We start from the raw sequence: 16761 nt of genomic DNA, 5'->3' as shown, positions 1-16761 counted from the left end.
ACAGATGAAAAATAGAGCCATGCTAATTGGTGCGATTGGTGCTGGGAAATCCACATTGACGAATGCGTTATTAGGGAAAAAAGTTGAAGCTGTTAAAACGCAGACGCTCATTTATCATGATTGGATTGTAGATACGCCTGGGGAATATACAGAAAATCCATTTTTCTATAAAAACATTATGGCAACCGCTTTAGAAGTCACGCATGTTTTGTACTTGCAGGATGCAACAAACGGTAAAATTATTTTTCCACCTGGATTTAGTACAGGGATAGCGAAGCTGCCGATTGGTGTCATTACTAAAAGTGACCATCCAAATGCGGACATCGAGCGAGCCGTTGGAATGGTGAAGTCAGTCATTACCAGTGGCCCCATTGTGATAACTTCGTCAGTTGAAGGAATTGGCATAGAGTATTTAAGAGAATTGGTAAAGTTAAATAATATGGCTGCCATGAAAAATTTCGTGGTAGCGGCTAAAGATGAAAAACTTATATTCACAGACTTCCTTTACAATTCGCGTAATGTTTGATATGTTTAGGCTATTAAAAGTTGATAATTTGGCAAAGGCGCCTTTACTGCTCGAGGATATTTCTTCGGGTCTGTAAAGGCGCTTTTTTTATCTTCATTCAGGTAAAGTCTTCGGAGGTGTGTATGTGAACAATTTCAGGCGAAAGCAAGAGACGATGATTAGTGCTGGGATTGACATTGGCACAAGCACAACGAAGTTAATCATTAGCCGATTTTCGTTAACGAATGTAGCAGGTACGTCGCATGTTCCTAGAATTGAAATTGTGGATAAAGAAATTTTATATAAAAGTCCTATTTTTAGAACGCCGCTGACGGATCCTTTTACAATCAATGTGGCAGAAGTCGAAAAAATCGTTCGTTCTGAATATGAGCAAGCCGGTATTGAAGCTTCTCAAATTGAGACGGGCGCAGTCATTATTACAGGAGAAACGGCGACGAAGCGTAATGCCAGTGAGATGCTCCATTATTTATCGGGTGAGGTTGGCGATTTCTTAGTCGCTACGGCTGGACCAGATTTAGAAGGAATTATCGCGGCTAAAGGTTCTGGTGCCTATGACTATTCGGGTCAAAGTGGAAAAGTGATTGCCAATATTGATATCGGTGGAGGAACGGCTAACATTGCGGTCTATAAAGATAAGGTTCTTCTGGGTACATGTACGATGCATATCGGAGGACGACTCATTGAGTATAAAGAGCAAAAAATTCGTTCGATTTCTCGACCAGTTCAACAGCTCTTAGCTGACAATAATCGTTCCTTGCAAATTGGTGATTCTACGGGTGCGGCCGGTATAGAGTTTGTAACCGATTTCATGGCCGAGTCGCTCGGTAGAGTATTAAAAAATGAATTGCAAGAAGAGGATTCGGTTTTATTGCTTGGACATCGCCCTAACTGGACAGAGGAAATTGAAGTGCTTGTTTTCTCAGGTGGTATTTCTGAATGTATGTATAGTCACGAATCAATCGGTGGGCAACTAGCTAAGTATGATGATATAGGCGTGCAATTAGCACAGGCTCTACAAAGAAATGAAATATTGCAAAGCTTTTTGTGGATGGAGCCAGTTGAAACAGTGCGGGCAACTGTACTTGGCGCAGGTACACAAACAACGGAAATTAGTGGAGCTACGATTCAAGTGGCGCCTCATGAATTACCGTTAAAAAACCTACCTGTTTACAATTATGCCTTTCAGTCAGATCTTCAAAAAGGATTGGAAAACTTTGAGATTGCTATCAAACATGCGATTGACATGTTTGATGCATCGAAGGAAGGGCAAAACTTCGCTCTCTATATTTCAGAGCTGCCCTATATGGGATTCCGAGATATTCAACAGCTAGCAGCAGCCGTCATTCAAGTGATGGAACAGCGCCCTGACCCAAATCAGCCGATTGTATTGGTGCTGCAATCAGACCATGCAAAAGTAGTTGGTCAGACGCTGATGGCTATGAATGTGAGGCAAAGCGTCATTTGTATCGATCAAATCTCTGTTGAACAAGGTGATTATATCGATATTGGGAGATCCCTTGAATCAGGCGTTGTCCCAGTAGTCGTTAAAACATTAACATTTCACTCGTCGTGAAGGAGGGTGTTAACCAGTGAATTTAAAAACAGTTTTAGGCGGAGTAAGCTATACATTCGCTGATCTGAAAGAAGTAATGGCAAAAGCAAATGAGGAAAAATCAGGAGACCGCCTAGCGGGTGTCGCGGCAGAAACCGTACAAGAACGAATTGCGGCAAAAACGGTCCTCAGCGACATTTTACTCAGTGAAATTCGTAACAACCCGTTAATTCCAATTGAAAACGATGAAGTTTCTCAGATTATTGAGGGAGACATAAACGAAAGAATTTATGCTGAAATCAAGAATTGGAGTGTCGCTGAATTACGGGAATACATTTTAAGTCATGAAGTCGGTGACCGTGAGCTCAAACGCATTAGTAGGGGATTGACCTCCGAAATGATCGCGGCAGTTGCAAAGCTAATGTCGAACTTGGATTTAGTGCATGCTGCAAACAAAGTAGAAATTTTAACGACCTGTAATATTACGATTGGTCATAAGGGAACTATTGCATCACGTCTGCAACCCAATCATCCAACGGATAACGTAGATGGAATGATTGCTTCACTGAAGGAGGGGTTGTCATACGGTGTCGGCGATGCAGTTATTGGCATCAACCCGGTTGATGATTCAGTTGAAAGTGTCAAACGTCTATTGCATGCCACAAAGGATTTCATGAACGAATGGGAAATTCCAGCGCAAAACTGTGTGTTGGCGCATGTGACGACACAGATGAAGGCGATTCAACAAGGAGCCCCTGCAGATATGATTTTCCAAAGTATTGCAGGAACCGAAGTTGCGAATCGCTCGTTCGGGATATCTGCTGAATTGATTGCGGAAGCAAAAGACCTTGCGTTGAAGCAAGGAACGGGATCCGGTCCGCAAGTGATGTATTTTGAGACGGGGCAAGGTTCGGAATTGTCCGCGGAAGCACATTTTGGAATTGACCAATTGACGTTAGAGTCTCGTAACTATGGTTTCGCAAGACATTATGATCCATTTATTGTGAACACGGTTGTTGGTTTTATTGGTCCAGAGTATTTGTATGACAGTAAACAAGTGATTCGCGCAGGACTCGAAGATCATTTTATGGGTAAAATGCACGGTCTTCCGATGGGTGTCGATATTTGTTATACAAACCACATTAAAGCGGATCAAAATGACATTGAGGATTTAGGGGTTTTATTATCAGCGGCGGGTGTGAACTTCATTATCTCGGCTCCAATGGGGGATGATGTGATGCTGAATTACCAGTCGATGAGCTACCACGATATCGCGACGCTTTTACAGACGTTTGGTAAAACACCATCACCCGAATATCTCAAATGGCTTGAAAAAATGGGGATTTACGAAAATGGTCGTCTAAGCGCTCGCGCTGGAGACGCTACTCTATTTACACGTTAGGAGGTGATGTCTGTGGATGAACAACTGATTCAACAAATTACGAAGTTAGTAGTTGAAAAACTGCAAACAAATCAATTGACGCCAAGCAGTTATGAAAGTAACAAGGAGCCACTCGTTAACCTGTTTCAACATACACCAGTAGGAAATAGTCTGAGCGAAGAAAAAATACGTGAAACACCTTCTGGAGAAGTGAAGTTTTTCAGTACAGTTGCTGAGGAAAAGAAGTCTAACCTAGTAAAGGCGAAGGTTAGTAAAGCGGATCCTTCAGTAGATGATGACAAAAAAGAAGCTTATTTAGCAGAGCTCCGTAAAAAAACACCTGCTCGAATTGCAGTTGGAAGAGCTGGCTCAAGGCCTAAAACGAATACGTGGCTGCAATTTCGTTATGACCACGCGGCAGCTGTAGACGCAGTATATGGTGAGGTGCCAACTGAAATTTTGGATCGTTTAGATTTCTTCCAAGTTCACTCAAAAGTACAGGACAAGGAAGAGTATATTAGACGTCCGGACTTAGGAAGACGTCTATCGGATGACTCCAAGACGACAGTGAAAGCAAAATGCGAGCATGCTCCGACCGTTCAAATCGTTGCTTCGAATGGTTTAAGTGCAATTGCCATTGAAGAGAATTTGGAAGACGTCTATCTTTCTTTAAAGCAATCATTAGCCAACTTGAACATTGAAGTAGGTACGAGTTTTTATGTCGATAAAGGCAGAGTTGCTTTGATGGATGAAATTGGAGAAATTCTGCAGCCGGATATCGTCATTATCTTAATAGGTGAACGTCCTGGACTCGTTTCAGCTGAGTCACTCAGTGCTTATATATGCTACAAGCCGCGTATTGGAACGATTGAAGCGGATCGCATGGTTGTTTCCAATATTCATAAAGGTGGTATTCCTCCTGTTGAAGCGGGTGCCTATTTAGGAACAGTGATTCAAAAGATATTGAAGTATGAAGCAAGTGGCGTTTCACTCGTGAAGAAGGAAGGATAGGAGGCGTGCAGATGTCATGAAGAAAATTCATGCGGAAATTTTGTCTATGCAAGTGATCCCTAATGTAGATGCTGGGTTAGCAGCGAAGTTCAATTTAAAATCGCATCAGCGGAGTTTAGGATTATTTACAACGACGATTGATGACGTTGGTTATACAGCCGCCGATCAGGCGACAAAAGATGCGGATGTTGAAGTGGTCTACGCGAAGAGCTTTTACGCAGGATCAGCACATGCGTCAGGTCCACTTTCGGGAGAATTTATCGGTATCATAGCTGGTTCTTCTCCGGACGAAGTGAAGAGTGGCCTGGATTCAATTCGGACAACAGTTCACAGTACGGCTTACTTTGAAGCGATTAATGATGATGACAATCATGCATTGTTTGCCCATACGATTTCAAGTTGTGGTCACTATTTAGCAGAGGTAGCCGGTGTTGCGACAGGACAATCGCTTGCGTACTTGATTGCTCCACCTATCGAAGCAATTGTAGGACTGGATGCGGCATTAAAGGCGGCGGATGTTAGCGTCTGTGAATTCTTTGCCCCACCGTCTGAAACAAATTTTGGTGGCGGATTATTAACAGGCAGTCAGTCTTCTTGTAAGGCGGCGGCAGATGCGTTTCGAGAAGCTATTATGAATATGGCAAATCGACCATTAGATTATTAAGAAAGGAGGGAGTGCAATGGTAACAGCAATAGATGCTGATTTATTAGCTCTCCAGGAAATGCGTACAGCTGTGCAAACGGCAAAAGAAGCGCAATTAGCTTATATGAGTTTTACACAAGAGCAAGTGGATCGGATTGTGAAGGCAGTTGCGGATGCAGCTTTTGAACAGTCAGAGCGACTTGGCAAGATGGCAGTAGAAGAAACAGGAATGGGTGTGGCTGCCCATAAAACGATTAAAAATGAAGTTGGCTCAAGAGATGTTTATGAAAGCATCAAGGATTTGAAAACAGTCGGTGTGATTGGGGAAGACAAAGTAAAAAAAGTGGTGGAGATAGCGGCTCCTTTTGGTGTAGTGGCAGCTATTATTCCAACAACAAACCCAACGTCGACGGCCTATTTTAAAACCTTAATCGCCTTAAAAACAAGAAATTCGATTGTCGTGAGTCCGCATCCATACGCAGTCCAATGTACACATGAAGCATTGAAGGTTTGTGATGCAGCGGCAGTAGCGGCGGGAGCGCCAAAAGGGTTGATCCAGTGTTTAACAATGGCTTCGATGGGCGCGACGCAACAATTGATGACGCATCCCGATGTGAATTTAATTTTAGCGACGGGTGGTAGTGCGTTAGTAAAGGCTGCATATAGCTCTGGGAAACCTGCATATGGAGTTGGTCCCGGCAACGTTCCTGTTTATATTGAACGCTCTGCCAAAATTGAAAAAGCAGTGAAGGATATTATCGACAGTAAATCGTTCGATTATGGAACCATTTGTGCAACAGAACAAGCAATGGTAGTGGATCGTAATGTTGTCGAGCTTGTTACCCGTGAATTAAAGAAAAATGGTGCCTATATTTTATCAGATGAAGAAAAGCGCATCATGGAAAAAGTCGTTTCGCCTATTCCGGGGAAAGTGAATCCGAAAATTGTTGGGAAAAGCCCACAGTTCATCGCCCAATTGGCAGGCATTACACTGCCCGAAGGAACGCGTGTCATCATTGGGATGGAAACGAAGGTTGGTAAGGACATTCCTTTCTCACTTGAAAAATTATCGCCTGTTTTCGCTATGTATGTAGCGTCAGATGTGAATCATGCCAAGGAGCTTTGCTTATCCCTGCTAAACTTGGGTGGTCGTGGACACTCACTTTCGATTCATACAGAAACAGATGCGATTGCGCGTGAATTTGCAGTAGATATGCCTGTATCGCGTATTTTAGTCAATACGATGTCATCTGTTGGAGCAGTCGGCGGGACAACAGGCTTAATGCCTTCTATGACGCTAGGTTGTGGGTCGTTCGGTGGTAATATTACATCTGATAATGTGACGGCTAAGCACTTACTGAATACTAAACGAATGGCTTATGGCATTAAAGAAGTGCAGCTGCCACAACATACAGCTAATACAAATGATGTGACAGAGCAAGTCGTTTCTCAAGTATTGAAATCTATGGATTCAAGTGATGCGATCAATCCCGAAATGGTGAAAGATCTAGTCAATGAAATTGTAAAGAAATTATCAAACTAAAAATTACTAGGAGGAAACAAACATGAATAGAGAAGGATCAGCGTTAGGAATGGTAGAAACTAAAGGATTAGTCGGTGCAATTGAAGCAGCGGACGCAATGGTGAAGGCAGCGAGTGTACATCTAGTTGGGAAAGTACATGTAGGTGGCGGAATTGTAACGGTTTTAGTACGTGGAGATGTAGGCGCAGTGAAAGCAGCTACAGATGCAGGCGCAGCGGCAGCACAACGTGTAGGAGAATTGCTATCTGTTCATGTCATTCCAAGACCGCATGATGAGTTGGAAATACTATTACCTAAATCAGACAACTAATGTAGCGTGCTGTAAAGGAAAGGCGGTAACGACATGAATCAGCAATTGATTGAAAAAATTGTGGGAGAAGTACTTGGCCAGTTAACAAAAGTAAATAGCGAACCAAAACAGCAGCCTGTACTTCCTGCTAATACAATTCCAATCGCTGTTTCTGCTCGTCACGTCCATTTGTCGCAAGAACATGTGGAGATACTGTTTGGCAAAGGGTATGAATTGACAAAGAAATCCGATTTGTCCCAACCCAACCAATTTGCAGCGAATGAGACAGTAGTCATTGCCGGGCCAAGAGGGAGCATTGAACGTGTTCGTGTACTTGGTCCTGCACGCTCGTTGACGCAAGCAGAAGTCAGCTGGACAGATGCTATGAAGCTTGGCATTAAAGCGCCACTCCGTGAATCTGGAAATATTGCAGGTTCAGGAGCATTTACGTTAATCGGGACAAAGGCAAGCCTTTATCTCGAGGAGGGCTTGATTATTGCCCAAGCGCATATTCATATGCAACCCCAGGATGCTACGAATTTAGGTGTACAGGATGGCGACTATGTAACGGTAGAAGCAGCTGGTATACGTCCGATTGCTTATCGGAATGTGAAGATTAGAGTTTCTGAGCGTTATCGTTTGGAAATGCATATCGATACTGATGAAGCCAATGCGGGGTTAATTACACAGGGGGCAACTGGTTATGTTGTTCGTCCTGGTGAGGTTAGCCAAAAAGTAGTAGAGGGGCATAGCACTCCTGAGAGTATTGTTAACAAGCAGTATAGCTTTACGAAGAAATTGTTATCCAATGATGATGTCAGGGATATTGAAGCATCTGAAATTATCGTGGAAAAGGGCACAATCATTACGGCACTTGCCCGTGATACTGCAAGAGATTTAGGTAAATCTATTTCCGTTAGAAAATAGAAAAAGGTGATAGGTTATGCGTCTAGGAAAAGTGATTGGCAATGTTTGGGCAACCCGCAAAGAAGAAGGACTACAAGGTGTGAAGTTATTGATTATTCAACCTGAGGATGCCTATGGAAATGCGGTCAGAACCCACTTCGTCGCGGCTGATCGGCTCGGTGCCGGAATCGGTGACCAAGTCATTGTAACGAGTGGCGGTTCATCACGTTATATTGATAAAGATAACCCCATTCCGATTGATGCAGTAGTAATTGGAATAATCGATTCAACAGAAGTGAAGAGAGGTGAATTCGATGAGTCAAGCGATCGGAATGATTGAAACAAAAGGATTAGTTGGTTCCATGGAAGCGGCAGATGCAATGATTAAAGCGGCTAATGTAAGGCTCATTAAGCAAGAGTTTGTGGATGGTGGAATCGTAACGGTGCTCGTTCAAGGTGATGTAGGAGCTGTGCAAGCAGCTGTCGAGGCTGGGCGTGAAGCCGCCAAGCGTGTGGGAGAACTGTTAGGATCACACGTCATTCCACGTCCAGACGAGTCCGTTTATAATTTGGTAAAACCTCTTGATCCGAAAGAACAACAGACGAAATCTAAACCTGTATCTACTACTAAAGCGCAAACGACAAAAAAGACTGAGGAATAATCGTGTGAAAGGGTGAGCATAGTTGGCTTTTCGAAGACATAAAATCGCCGTCATTGGTGCAGGACATACTGGCGCCACTGTAGCTTTACTGTTAGCACAAAAAGAGTTGGGAGATATTGTTTTACTCGATATTCCTGAACAAGAAAGCCCAACAAAAGGAAAAGCGTTGGATATGCTTCAAACGGGACCGATTCAACGTTTTAATGTGAAAATTACGGGGACGTCTAGCTATGAACATATTCAAGATGCAGACATGGTTATTATTACTGCAGGTATCGCAAGACAACCTGGAATGAGTAGAGACGATCTTGTTACGACGAATGCGAAAATCATGCGCGCTGTATCTGAACAAGTGAAAAAATATGCACCAGACAGCACAATTCTCATTTTAAGTAATCCCGTAGATGCCATGACCTATGTGTGCTATAAAACGACTGGGTTCCCTAAAAATAGGGTGATTGGTCAATCGGGTGTTCTAGATACAGCACGTTTTAACACTTTTGTTGCTGAAGAGTTAAATATTTCAGTGGAGGACATTTCAGGTTTTGTTTTAGGAGGACATGGGGATGATATGGTACCGCTCGTTAGATATTCTTATGCTGGCGGCATACCACTAGAGAAGCTCATACCCCTGGATCGGCTTGATGCAATTGTGGAGCGCACAAGAAAAGGCGGAGGGGAGATTGTTTCCTTACTCGGCAATGGAAGTGCCTATTATGCACCGGCAGCCTCACTCGTTGAAATGGCAGAAGCAATTATTAAGGACAAAAAGAGGATATTACCTTCGATTGCTTATTTAGAGGGTGAATACGGCTATAATGGGCTGTATTTAGGCGTTCCTACTGTGATTGGTGGTAACGGGATCGAAAGCATTATTGAACTACCACTGACAAATGAAGAGCAAACAGCACTTGATAAGTCGGCAGAGGCTGTTCGTTCAGTTCTTGATATTTGCAGTCGTTAAAAACAGGGTGAGTAACTATGCATAATAGTTACTCACCCTGTTTTATTTAGAATGAAATAGCATTATTTAAAAAATATAGAGAGTTTGAGTGTGAATGGATGGTGCCGGTCATTTTCAGGCTACTTTTCCAAGCGTTTACGTGCAGGTCTAGTAGTTCAATTGCTTGAATTGTATTAGGCACGTACAGGTTCAGTGAAATGCATTGATCGATATGACGTTGGCGCGCTGCATTTTGCCTCAATGTCCATTGTTGGTCGATGAAGTATCCTGATTTATAAAACCAACGTGTTTCTGGATTTAAATCTGGTACAATAATTGGAATGACTCCGTCTAACTGTTCTTCCATATAGTATTTTTGAATGATAGGTTCAATGCCGACGGTACTAGCTGCAAGGATTGCTGTCGATGAATGGGATGCTATCGCCGTCATAGAGCCGTTTCGCAAGCCGTTTGATGCAACGTCTGTCCGAAGTTTTTCCCATGTCTTTGAATGGTATTCCCTCTCTTCAAAATACTCTCCGCTATACCATTCTGATGCTTTGAATAAAGGATAGGCCCCTTTTTCCTTAGCGAGTTCCATTGAAGCTGAAATCGTCAAATAGGCGATGTTCTCGTATAATTCATCAGCAAACTCTACTGCTTCCGTTGATTCCCAACGAATTTTATTTAGGGCGAGTAAGTGATGCCAGCCCGTTGTGCCTAGCAATAGTCCACGCAATTGTACATCTATTGGCTTTGAATGAACGTTTAGGTCAATGGCGTTGTCGATCATACGCACTTGAATCGTGATGAGTCGCTCCAATACACCAGCAGGAACTACACGTCCAAGGTTGATAGACGAGTGGGTGAGCTGAGTTGGATGTGTGGCAACAATCGTGTATTCAGACGTAGCTACATGTTTGTTCATCTTTTTACGATGAATTTCATCCGTATAGCAGATATGTGGAAAGCCTGTTGTTAGCTGGCTATGCATGATTTGCTTCATGAGGTCGATGGCAAAAATGGTCTTTTTGTTAAGTTTCGGATGCTGAACACACGCCATGTATTTTTCACGGAATGAGCCAGCCCCCTTCTTTTCATCATAAAAATCGGCAAGGGAATACCCCATAACTGTCTGCACCTCATGTGGGTCGAACAGATGCCAATGGCCGCGTGATTCCACTTGTTCCATAAATAAGTCAGGGATATAGATAACTTTGTCATCTATCATACCGTCAAGAAACTTAGTAATGCCTATATGGTATACATCTAGGTAGTTGGTAGATGCTGTTGGCTTATTGTCACCTGGTTTTTGAAGTTTTCCGGCGTTTAACAAGGTGGGTAATTCGACCGTCATATACAAATGACTCATTGCCCAATAGGCTTCTTCAATTTTTTCGAGCCGTTGCTCTGTTTCGTTTTGCATTAGGATCATTGCGATGAGAAGCCATCGTTCTTGGGGAAGTTCAACAGATTTATGGTCGGCATCCCTAGTAATATAGTTACTCATCATCATTTGCAAGGCGCTGTATGTGAATAATTTGTCTCGTTCCGGGGTGATTAAGTTCCCAATAAGTCGCAGTTCTTCTCGTGAATAGCGTTCAACTAAAATCGGGTCATACAAACCAAGTGCCACTAGCTGGGTAATATGTGCCGCGAAATCCGTGTAGATGTTCGGGCTACGCTGTTTGGTATAGAGGTCATGAAGATGAATTCGTGCCGCGATAAAGGTCCAGTAGGGTTCGTGCTCACTCAATTGGCTGAGAGCGTGTGAAATCATGGACTGTGACCAATCAGCGTGGCTGCCGTTAGGGAATTTTTTTATCCATAATGTACTTGCTTCCAATAAAGAGGCTACTGCCTTCTTCCCAAAATCCAAGCATAATTCAGTTAATAAATCATGCTGTTTTGTTTGCATAGACATTTTTTTGTCTCCTTCCATGATTGTTGTTAGGAATCAAGCTAGTTTCGCTTTTCAAAACAAAAAAGCAATAGTTCTACCTTTTCGGTAGAGCTATCGCTCATGGATCATTCGTTGGAAACAGAATAGGACCGTCCACATCATTTAAGTTAGTCGCAGAACGACAGATTGGTGGCGGAAACCTGCTCGCTTCCACCTCTCAACCCCCGAAGAAAGTGTCGCTTGACGATGGAGGGCAGGTCTTCTGGCTCGCGCTTCATTCTTCCAGCCGGCCTTCCCATGGATTTCTCCACAGTGGCTTATTTGGCGGTCGTCAGCGCTTACAGTTGCGGGGACAGCTCCGGATTTTCCGGATTCCCTTTTAAACCGATATCGGTACCTATCCATCGTTCAATAGTATATAGTGTGTACAATATGCTAACTTAACACTAGCATGTAGTGGGCAAAACGTAAAGTGGGAAGGGGATATTTTGCATGGCGGTCATAAAGTCGTGTGAGACGGTCATAAAGTGGCTCATGCCGGTCATAACCGTGTGCGTGCCGAGCATAATCGAGCCTAAGGCAGTCATAAGATAAAAATACGTCGAGTAATACCTGAATATTCTTTTTAGTTCTAGATTCACTTATCAAAATATGATACGATTTCCTCAGATGGTCGTCAGTAATTAGCGAGGAGGTCGAAGAAATTTATTAGCAAACGAAGAAAAGAGCCACTACTTCTTGAAGGACTTAGTGCAGCAATTAGGCGTCTGCCGAGAGAAGAACCTATGCTGGAGGCCAAATATGCTGCCCTGAAAGCTGGATTTGGTGGAGAACAGCAATTGGACAAGGTCTTTGAAAACTATACCTTTTCAATGAAATATCGCGTACTGCATGATCTATCCCTTAGATCTAGCACTCACTTTCAAATCGACACATTATTTATTACCCCATCATATGCAGTCATTTTTGAAGTGAAGAATATTGCAGGAGAATTAAAAGTTGTAAAAAATCCGCCACAATTAATTCGTAAGCTAGATAATGGGGAAGTGAAAGGTTTTAACAGCCCCATTACACAACTACAAAGTAATTGCGAGTTATTGCAGGACTGGTTTCATTCAAAAAATGTTTCATTGCCGATTTATGGCGCCATTGTGTTGGCCTATTCAAAACAGCGTATTGAACTATTTGATACGAAAACCCCATTCTTATTTCCGAATGCAGTCCCCACGTATATTCGTAGTCTCCCAATAGAAACCCCACTGTTGGATGATGTAGCATTTACAGGGGTAGCGCATGAACTTGTCGCTAGCCATCGCGAATTTATTCCCAACCCTATTTGTCTAACTTACCCTGAAATTAAAAATAAAATTATAACAGGTGTTGCATGCCCATCCTGCGGTTTTTTAGGTATGCAGAAATATATGAAGGGATGGCGTTGCGCGGCGTGCGATAGGACAAGCATCGACGCGCATAAACAAGCGATTCGTGATTGGTTCCTTTTATATGGCGGGAAAATGATGAATAAAGATTGCCGTGAGTTTTTGCATATTGAGCGTCAAAGTGCGACACGAATTTTACAAAGTATGAACTTGCGAACGGAGGGAGCGAATCGTAATCGGACATATTCATTGTTTAAATGAATGGCGGTCACAAACTCGTGTGAGACGGTCATAAACAACTTCAAGGCGATCATAATGTGGCTTATGCCGGTCATAACTGCGTTCGTGCCGGTCATAACGCCCGTACACCATGCAAAAACGGCATCTCTCAGCAAACAAGAGACGCCGTTCCGCATTTCATCATTCTTCAATTAACCCTGACTCAATCAAAAACTCCTGTGCCACTTTTTCAACCATCATGCCTTCATTATCAACTTTAGCGTTCATCTTCTGCATCGCTTCTTCGTCGATAATGCCAGCTAGTTGTTTTAAGACTTCTTCAATTTCTGGGTACTCCACTAGTGTTTCTTTTCTCACCAGCGGCAGTGCGTGGTAGGGAGGGAAGTAGGATTTATCGTCCTCCAGCACACGCAAATCGTAATCTTGCAGCTGGCCATCTGTCGTATAAGAGTTGATGACGTCGACTTCTTTAGCGCCAATGGAACGGTACATAATGCCGTGGTCCATCCCTTTGACATCTTTAAATTTCAAACCATATTCCTCCTGGAAGCCAGGTAAGCCATCTGGACGGTCGATAAATTCAAAGACAGCACCGAGTACGAAGTCTTCCGAAACGTTAGCGAAGTCACTGAATGTCTTGACGCCAAGTTCTTCGGCTCTTGCTTCATCTAACGCTAATGTGTACGTATTATTGAAGCCGAATGTGTCGAAAGCGATAATGCCGTCTTCATTGACGAGTCGTTTCGTAGTCGCAAGCGTCTCCTCGGCTGTGCCTGGATCCTCATGGTAATAGTTGACGACAATCGTCCCCGTGTAATCGGGTATGACATCAATCAGATCATTCAACATAGCGTTCCAGACGACGTTCGAGCCGCCAAGGTTTTCTTTGTAAACGACTTCAATATCTGTTTTATTTTCAATCAATTGCCCCATGACATGTGACAAAATGATGCTTTCTGTATTGTTCCGAGAGCCTAATGTTAGTGAATCCTTTTCAATAAAAATACAACCTGACAGCATACTTGCTACGAGTACTGTCAATATCAATGTTATGAATTTATTTTTCATACTTACTTCAATCCTTCCGGCGTCGTCCATTTTTCAATTGCACCGAAAAGCGTTTCAAGTACAATTGCAAGAAATGCTGCTGGAATTGCGCCAAGTAAAATCAATCCATCAATGCCGCGTGTAATGCCTAGGAAAATGAAATCACCAAGTCCGCCTGCACCGATAAATGCTGCCAGCGTTGCTGTACCGACGTTAATGACCGCTGCTGTTCGAATACCAGCCATAATCACAGGGAGTGCTAATGGGAGTTCTACTTTAAATAGAATTTGCATACTTGTCATACCCATTCCTTTTGCTGCTTCAGTTGTCGCTTTATCGACATCTTTAATACCTGCATACGTGTTGCGAATAATTGGCAACAAGGAATAAAGGAATAACGCAGCGATTGCTGTTTTTACACCAATTCCGAAAATTGGAATCATGAAACCGAGCAATGCAAGGCTCGGAATGGTCTGCATGACACCAGCACCACCAAGTACGACTGTTGTGAGTTTCGGAACACGTGTGATTAAAATTCCAAGTGTAATGCCAAGAACAATGGCAATGAGCATTGAGAAGAAAACGAGTTGAATATGGACAGAAGTCGCTTCGAGCACTTCTTTCCATCTCATTTGTGATTGTTGGGCTAGTTGTTGCCAAATTGTTAAGTTATTCATTGGCTTTCCTCCGTTTCTGTCCACTGACTAGACATGACGGATAGCAACGAACCCCGTGTGACAACACCTAATACTTTTTGATAGTGATCGACAACCGGGATAATACCGAAAGGTGCGTCATCCATCATAATAATAGCGTCTTTAGCAGTCGCAGCATCACTCAGAAATGGCTCTCGGGACACCATGATTTCCTCGATTGTTTTAATATCATCTAACTTTTTAATGACATCGTAGGCAGAAACGATTCCGAGTAATTTGTTGTTATCGTCGACAACAATAAGGTTTGTAATTTTTCGCTGCCGGATAAGCGAGAGTGCTTTTTCCGGAGATCGATGAGGTAGAGAGGTGACGACCGATTCCGACATAATCTCGGTAACGGACATGAGTTCAGGGTTTTGGGTAATCCGATGTTTCCCAATGAACTCCTCTACAAAGCCGTGGGCTGGTTCATGCAGTAATTTCTCTGGAGTGTCCAACTGTAGAAGCTTACCGTCTTTCATAATAGCGATGCGATCGCCCATTTTTAAAGCTTCATCCATATCATGGGTAACAAAAACGAATGTCTTATTCAATTTTTTATGCAATGCGCTTACCTCTTCTTGTAACTGATCACGTGTTAACGGATCGAGTGCACTGAACGGTTCGTCCATTAAGATAATATCAGGATTGCCTGCAAGGGCTCTTGCGATACCGACACGCTGTTGCTGACCACCTGAAAGTTCCTTTGGATAGCGCGTGGCAAATATGTCCGGATCAAGACCGACTAAATCAAGAAGCTCGTTGACACGGGCTTTGACTTCCTTAGGATTCCAGCCTTTTAGTTGGGGAACAATGGCGATGTTTTTTTCGATGGTATAGTGGGGGAAAAGGCCAATTTGTTGGATGACATAGCCGATGTTTCTACGTAATTCAGACGGATTATACGAATTGATATCTTTGCCGTTGATGGAAATCGTTCCGCTTGTATGTGGTTCCATCTTGTTAATCATTTTCATCGTTGTAGATTTACCCGAACCACTTGGTCCAATCAACACAAGAAATTCGCCTTGTTGAATATCAAAATTGACAGATTTCACAGCTTGGAATCCGTCACCATACACTTTACTTACGTTTTCAAATTTTAGCATAAGTACCTCCTGTAGTTTTTAAAAGAAGAAAAATATTTTTAAAAGTAGATAAAAAAATAACTTCTACTCAATAAAAAAGAAGCTCAATTCAGCTCCGATACTTGCTGGAACAATGCCTCGTGTAAACAGTATAACATAAAACAGTAAATTTCGCACTATTTACACTTGTTTCTATTATATGCTCTATTTATTGCCCAGTCGTAATGTTTTCTATTAGAATGGACGAAGGGAAGGAAGTGCATCGTAAATGGATATGACGATTTTCATTGTTGAGGATGATGTCGCGATTTTTAATTCATTGAAAGAGCGTCTTGGGCAGTGGTCACTCCGTGTGACGGGACCAGATGATTTTCATGATATTATGGGGGCTTTTTTTCAAGAGAAGCCGCATTTGGTTATGATGGATATCCAGTTGCCTACCTATGATGGTTTTCACTGGTGCCGTGAAATACGTGCGGTGTCGAAAGTACCTATTATATTTTTATCGTCCCGTGATCATCCTATGGATATGATTATGGCGATGAATATGGGGGCGGATGATTATATTCAGAAGCCGTTTCATACGGATGTATTACTAGCGAAAATTCAAGCGATTTTACGGCGCACCTATGCATATGGGGAAGAGACATCGGATGTACTAGAATGGAATGGTGCAGTCATTGATATGAAGCGTGGTATTATTCGAAAAGATGGTACAGAAGTTGAGTTAACGAAAAATGAGTTTTTCATCTTGGCGGTACTCGTCCAATCGATGGATGAGATTGTGTCCCGTGACGATTTGATTCGCAAACTCTGGGATGATGAACGATTTGTCAATGATAATACGCTGACTGTCAATGTGACCCGATTGCGTCAAAAGCTTGCAGATCTAGAGCTTGGCGAAGCGATTGTTACGAAAAAAGGGCTTGGCTATATGGCGATTACGCTATAAG

At 42.8% G+C, this 16761-nt stretch carries 17 protein-coding genes and 1 riboswitch; of the genes, 13 read left to right on the top strand and 4 right to left on the bottom strand.

The features are described from left to right. Positions 1-4: 4 nt before the first annotated feature. The 11 genes from N1I80_RS19260 to mdh all read left to right on the top strand — a co-directional run bounded on the left by N1I80_RS19260 (position 5) and on the right by mdh (position 9477). Positions 5-526, top strand: a complete 522-nt coding sequence (locus N1I80_RS19260; protein WP_340739451.1) for a EutP/PduV family microcompartment system protein — start codon at positions 5-7, stop codon at positions 524-526. 124 nt (positions 527-650) lie between these two features. Beyond that, the gene (locus tag N1I80_RS19255; RefSeq protein ID WP_445683670.1) at positions 651-2099 is read left to right on the top strand and encodes an ethanolamine ammonia-lyase reactivating factor EutA; all 1449 of its coding nucleotides are present in this window, start codon (positions 651-653) and stop codon (positions 2097-2099) included. Positions 2100-2115: 16 nt separating this feature from the next. Continuing rightward, on the top strand, positions 2116-3480 hold the full coding sequence (locus tag N1I80_RS19250; protein ID WP_340739450.1) for an ethanolamine ammonia-lyase subunit EutB: 1365 nt from the start codon (positions 2116-2118) through the stop codon (positions 3478-3480). A gap of 12 nt (positions 3481-3492) precedes the next feature. Next, entirely contained in the window at positions 3493-4470 is a 978-nt protein-coding gene (gene eutC, locus N1I80_RS19245; RefSeq protein ID WP_340739449.1) for an ethanolamine ammonia-lyase subunit EutC, read from the top strand. 16 nt (positions 4471-4486) lie between these two features. Beyond that, positions 4487-5134, top strand: coding sequence for an ethanolamine utilization microcompartment protein EutL (gene eutL, locus N1I80_RS19240; RefSeq protein WP_340739448.1), 648 nt, complete (start codon positions 4487-4489; stop codon positions 5132-5134). A 16-nt stretch (positions 5135-5150) separates the two neighbouring features. Continuing rightward, entirely contained in the window at positions 5151-6656 is a 1506-nt protein-coding gene (locus tag N1I80_RS19235) for an aldehyde dehydrogenase family protein (RefSeq protein WP_340739447.1), read from the top strand. 22 nt (positions 6657-6678) lie between these two features. Next, a complete protein-coding gene (locus N1I80_RS19230) occupies positions 6679-6966 on the top strand; it encodes a BMC domain-containing protein (protein WP_340739446.1) in 288 nt (95 codons plus the stop codon). 33 nt (positions 6967-6999) lie between these two features. Continuing rightward, complete coding sequence (pduL, locus tag N1I80_RS19225; RefSeq protein ID WP_340739445.1) at positions 7000-7872, top strand: phosphate propanoyltransferase; 873 nt, start codon at positions 7000-7002, stop codon at positions 7870-7872. 16 nt (positions 7873-7888) lie between these two features. Continuing rightward, on the top strand, positions 7889-8191 hold the full coding sequence (locus tag N1I80_RS19220; RefSeq protein WP_340739444.1) for a EutN/CcmL family microcompartment protein: 303 nt from the start codon (positions 7889-7891) through the stop codon (positions 8189-8191). Beyond that, complete coding sequence (locus N1I80_RS19215; RefSeq protein WP_340739443.1) at positions 8166-8513, top strand: BMC domain-containing protein; 348 nt, start codon at positions 8166-8168, stop codon at positions 8511-8513. Before N1I80_RS19220 ends, N1I80_RS19215 begins: the two co-directional genes overlap by 26 nt. A 22-nt stretch (positions 8514-8535) precedes the next feature. Further along, entirely contained in the window at positions 8536-9477 is a 942-nt protein-coding gene (gene mdh / locus N1I80_RS19210) for a malate dehydrogenase (RefSeq protein WP_340739442.1), read from the top strand. 46 nt (positions 9478-9523) lie between these two features. Here the strand turns inward: mdh and N1I80_RS19205 are convergent, their stop codons facing one another. Then, positions 9524-11380, bottom strand: coding sequence for a ribonucleotide reductase N-terminal alpha domain-containing protein (locus N1I80_RS19205; protein WP_340739441.1), 1857 nt, complete (start codon positions 11378-11380; stop codon positions 9524-9526). Positions 11381-11594: 214 nt separating this feature from the next. Beyond that, a riboswitch (cobalamin riboswitch) is annotated at positions 11595-11776 on the bottom strand. 368 nt (positions 11777-12144) lie between these two features. On the opposite strand from N1I80_RS19205, the gene N1I80_RS19200 reads away from it, so the two are divergent. Beyond that, the gene (locus tag N1I80_RS19200; RefSeq protein WP_340739440.1) at positions 12145-12999 is read left to right on the top strand and encodes a nuclease-related domain-containing protein; all 855 of its coding nucleotides are present in this window, start codon (positions 12145-12147) and stop codon (positions 12997-12999) included. A 159-nt stretch (positions 13000-13158) separates the two neighbouring features. Here the strand turns inward: N1I80_RS19200 and N1I80_RS19195 are convergent, their stop codons facing one another. Genes N1I80_RS19195 through N1I80_RS19185 form a run of 3 tightly spaced genes read right to left on the bottom strand, consistent with a single transcriptional unit; the run spans position 13159 to position 15829 of the window. Then, entirely contained in the window at positions 13159-14046 is an 888-nt protein-coding gene (locus tag N1I80_RS19195; protein ID WP_340739439.1) for a glycine betaine ABC transporter substrate-binding protein, read from the bottom strand. 2 nt (positions 14047-14048) lie between these two features. Further along, positions 14049-14702, bottom strand: a complete 654-nt coding sequence (locus tag N1I80_RS19190) for an ABC transporter permease (protein WP_340739438.1) — start codon at positions 14700-14702, stop codon at positions 14049-14051. Further along, a complete protein-coding gene (locus N1I80_RS19185; RefSeq protein ID WP_340739437.1) occupies positions 14699-15829 on the bottom strand; it encodes a betaine/proline/choline family ABC transporter ATP-binding protein in 1131 nt (376 codons plus the stop codon). Before N1I80_RS19185 ends, N1I80_RS19190 begins: the two co-directional genes overlap by 4 nt. A 247-nt stretch (positions 15830-16076) precedes the next feature. On the opposite strand from N1I80_RS19185, the gene N1I80_RS19180 reads away from it, so the two are divergent. Then, a complete protein-coding gene (locus tag N1I80_RS19180) occupies positions 16077-16760 on the top strand; it encodes a response regulator transcription factor (RefSeq protein ID WP_340739436.1) in 684 nt (227 codons plus the stop codon). Position 16761 lies beyond the last annotated feature (1 nt).

The sequence above is a fragment of the Sporosarcina sp. FSL K6-3457 genome (assembly GCF_038007285.1).
Classification (GTDB): domain Bacteria; phylum Bacillota; class Bacilli; order Bacillales_A; family Planococcaceae; genus Sporosarcina.
The sequence above is the reverse complement of the archived record's forward strand: the minus strand, read 5'-3'. Positions and strand labels throughout refer to the sequence as shown.

Bases quoted from the DNA above. Each gene is read 5' to 3' on its own strand.
- N1I80_RS19220 (WP_340739444.1), top strand. From the start codon at position 7,889: ATGCGTCTAGGAAAAGTGATTGGCAATGTTTGGGCAACCCGCAAAGAA.
- N1I80_RS19260 (WP_340739451.1), top strand. From the start codon at position 5: ATGAAAAATAGAGCCATGCTAATTGGTGCGATTGGTGCTGGGAAATCC.
- pduL (WP_340739445.1), top strand. From the start codon at position 7,000: ATGAATCAGCAATTGATTGAAAAAATTGTGGGAGAAGTACTTGGCCAG.
- N1I80_RS19185 (WP_340739437.1), bottom strand. From the start codon at position 15,829: ATGCTAAAATTTGAAAACGTAAGTAAAGTGTATGGTGACGGATTCCAA.
- N1I80_RS19200 (WP_340739440.1), top strand. From the start codon at position 12,145: ATGCTGGAGGCCAAATATGCTGCCCTGAAAGCTGGATTTGGTGGAGAA.
- N1I80_RS19215 (WP_340739443.1), top strand. From the start codon at position 8,166: ATGAGTCAAGCGATCGGAATGATTGAAACAAAAGGATTAGTTGGTTCC.
- N1I80_RS19180 (WP_340739436.1), top strand. From the start codon at position 16,077: ATGGATATGACGATTTTCATTGTTGAGGATGATGTCGCGATTTTTAAT.
- N1I80_RS19190 (WP_340739438.1), bottom strand. From the start codon at position 14,702: ATGAATAACTTAACAATTTGGCAACAACTAGCCCAACAATCACAAATG.
- N1I80_RS19235 (WP_340739447.1), top strand. From the start codon at position 5,151: ATGGTAACAGCAATAGATGCTGATTTATTAGCTCTCCAGGAAATGCGT.
- N1I80_RS19195 (WP_340739439.1), bottom strand. From the start codon at position 14,046: ATGAAAAATAAATTCATAACATTGATATTGACAGTACTCGTAGCAAGT.
- N1I80_RS19230 (WP_340739446.1), top strand. From the start codon at position 6,679: ATGAATAGAGAAGGATCAGCGTTAGGAATGGTAGAAACTAAAGGATTA.
- eutL (WP_340739448.1), top strand. From the start codon at position 4,487: ATGAAGAAAATTCATGCGGAAATTTTGTCTATGCAAGTGATCCCTAAT.
- N1I80_RS19205 (WP_340739441.1), bottom strand. From the start codon at position 11,380: ATGTCTATGCAAACAAAACAGCATGATTTATTAACTGAATTATGCTTG.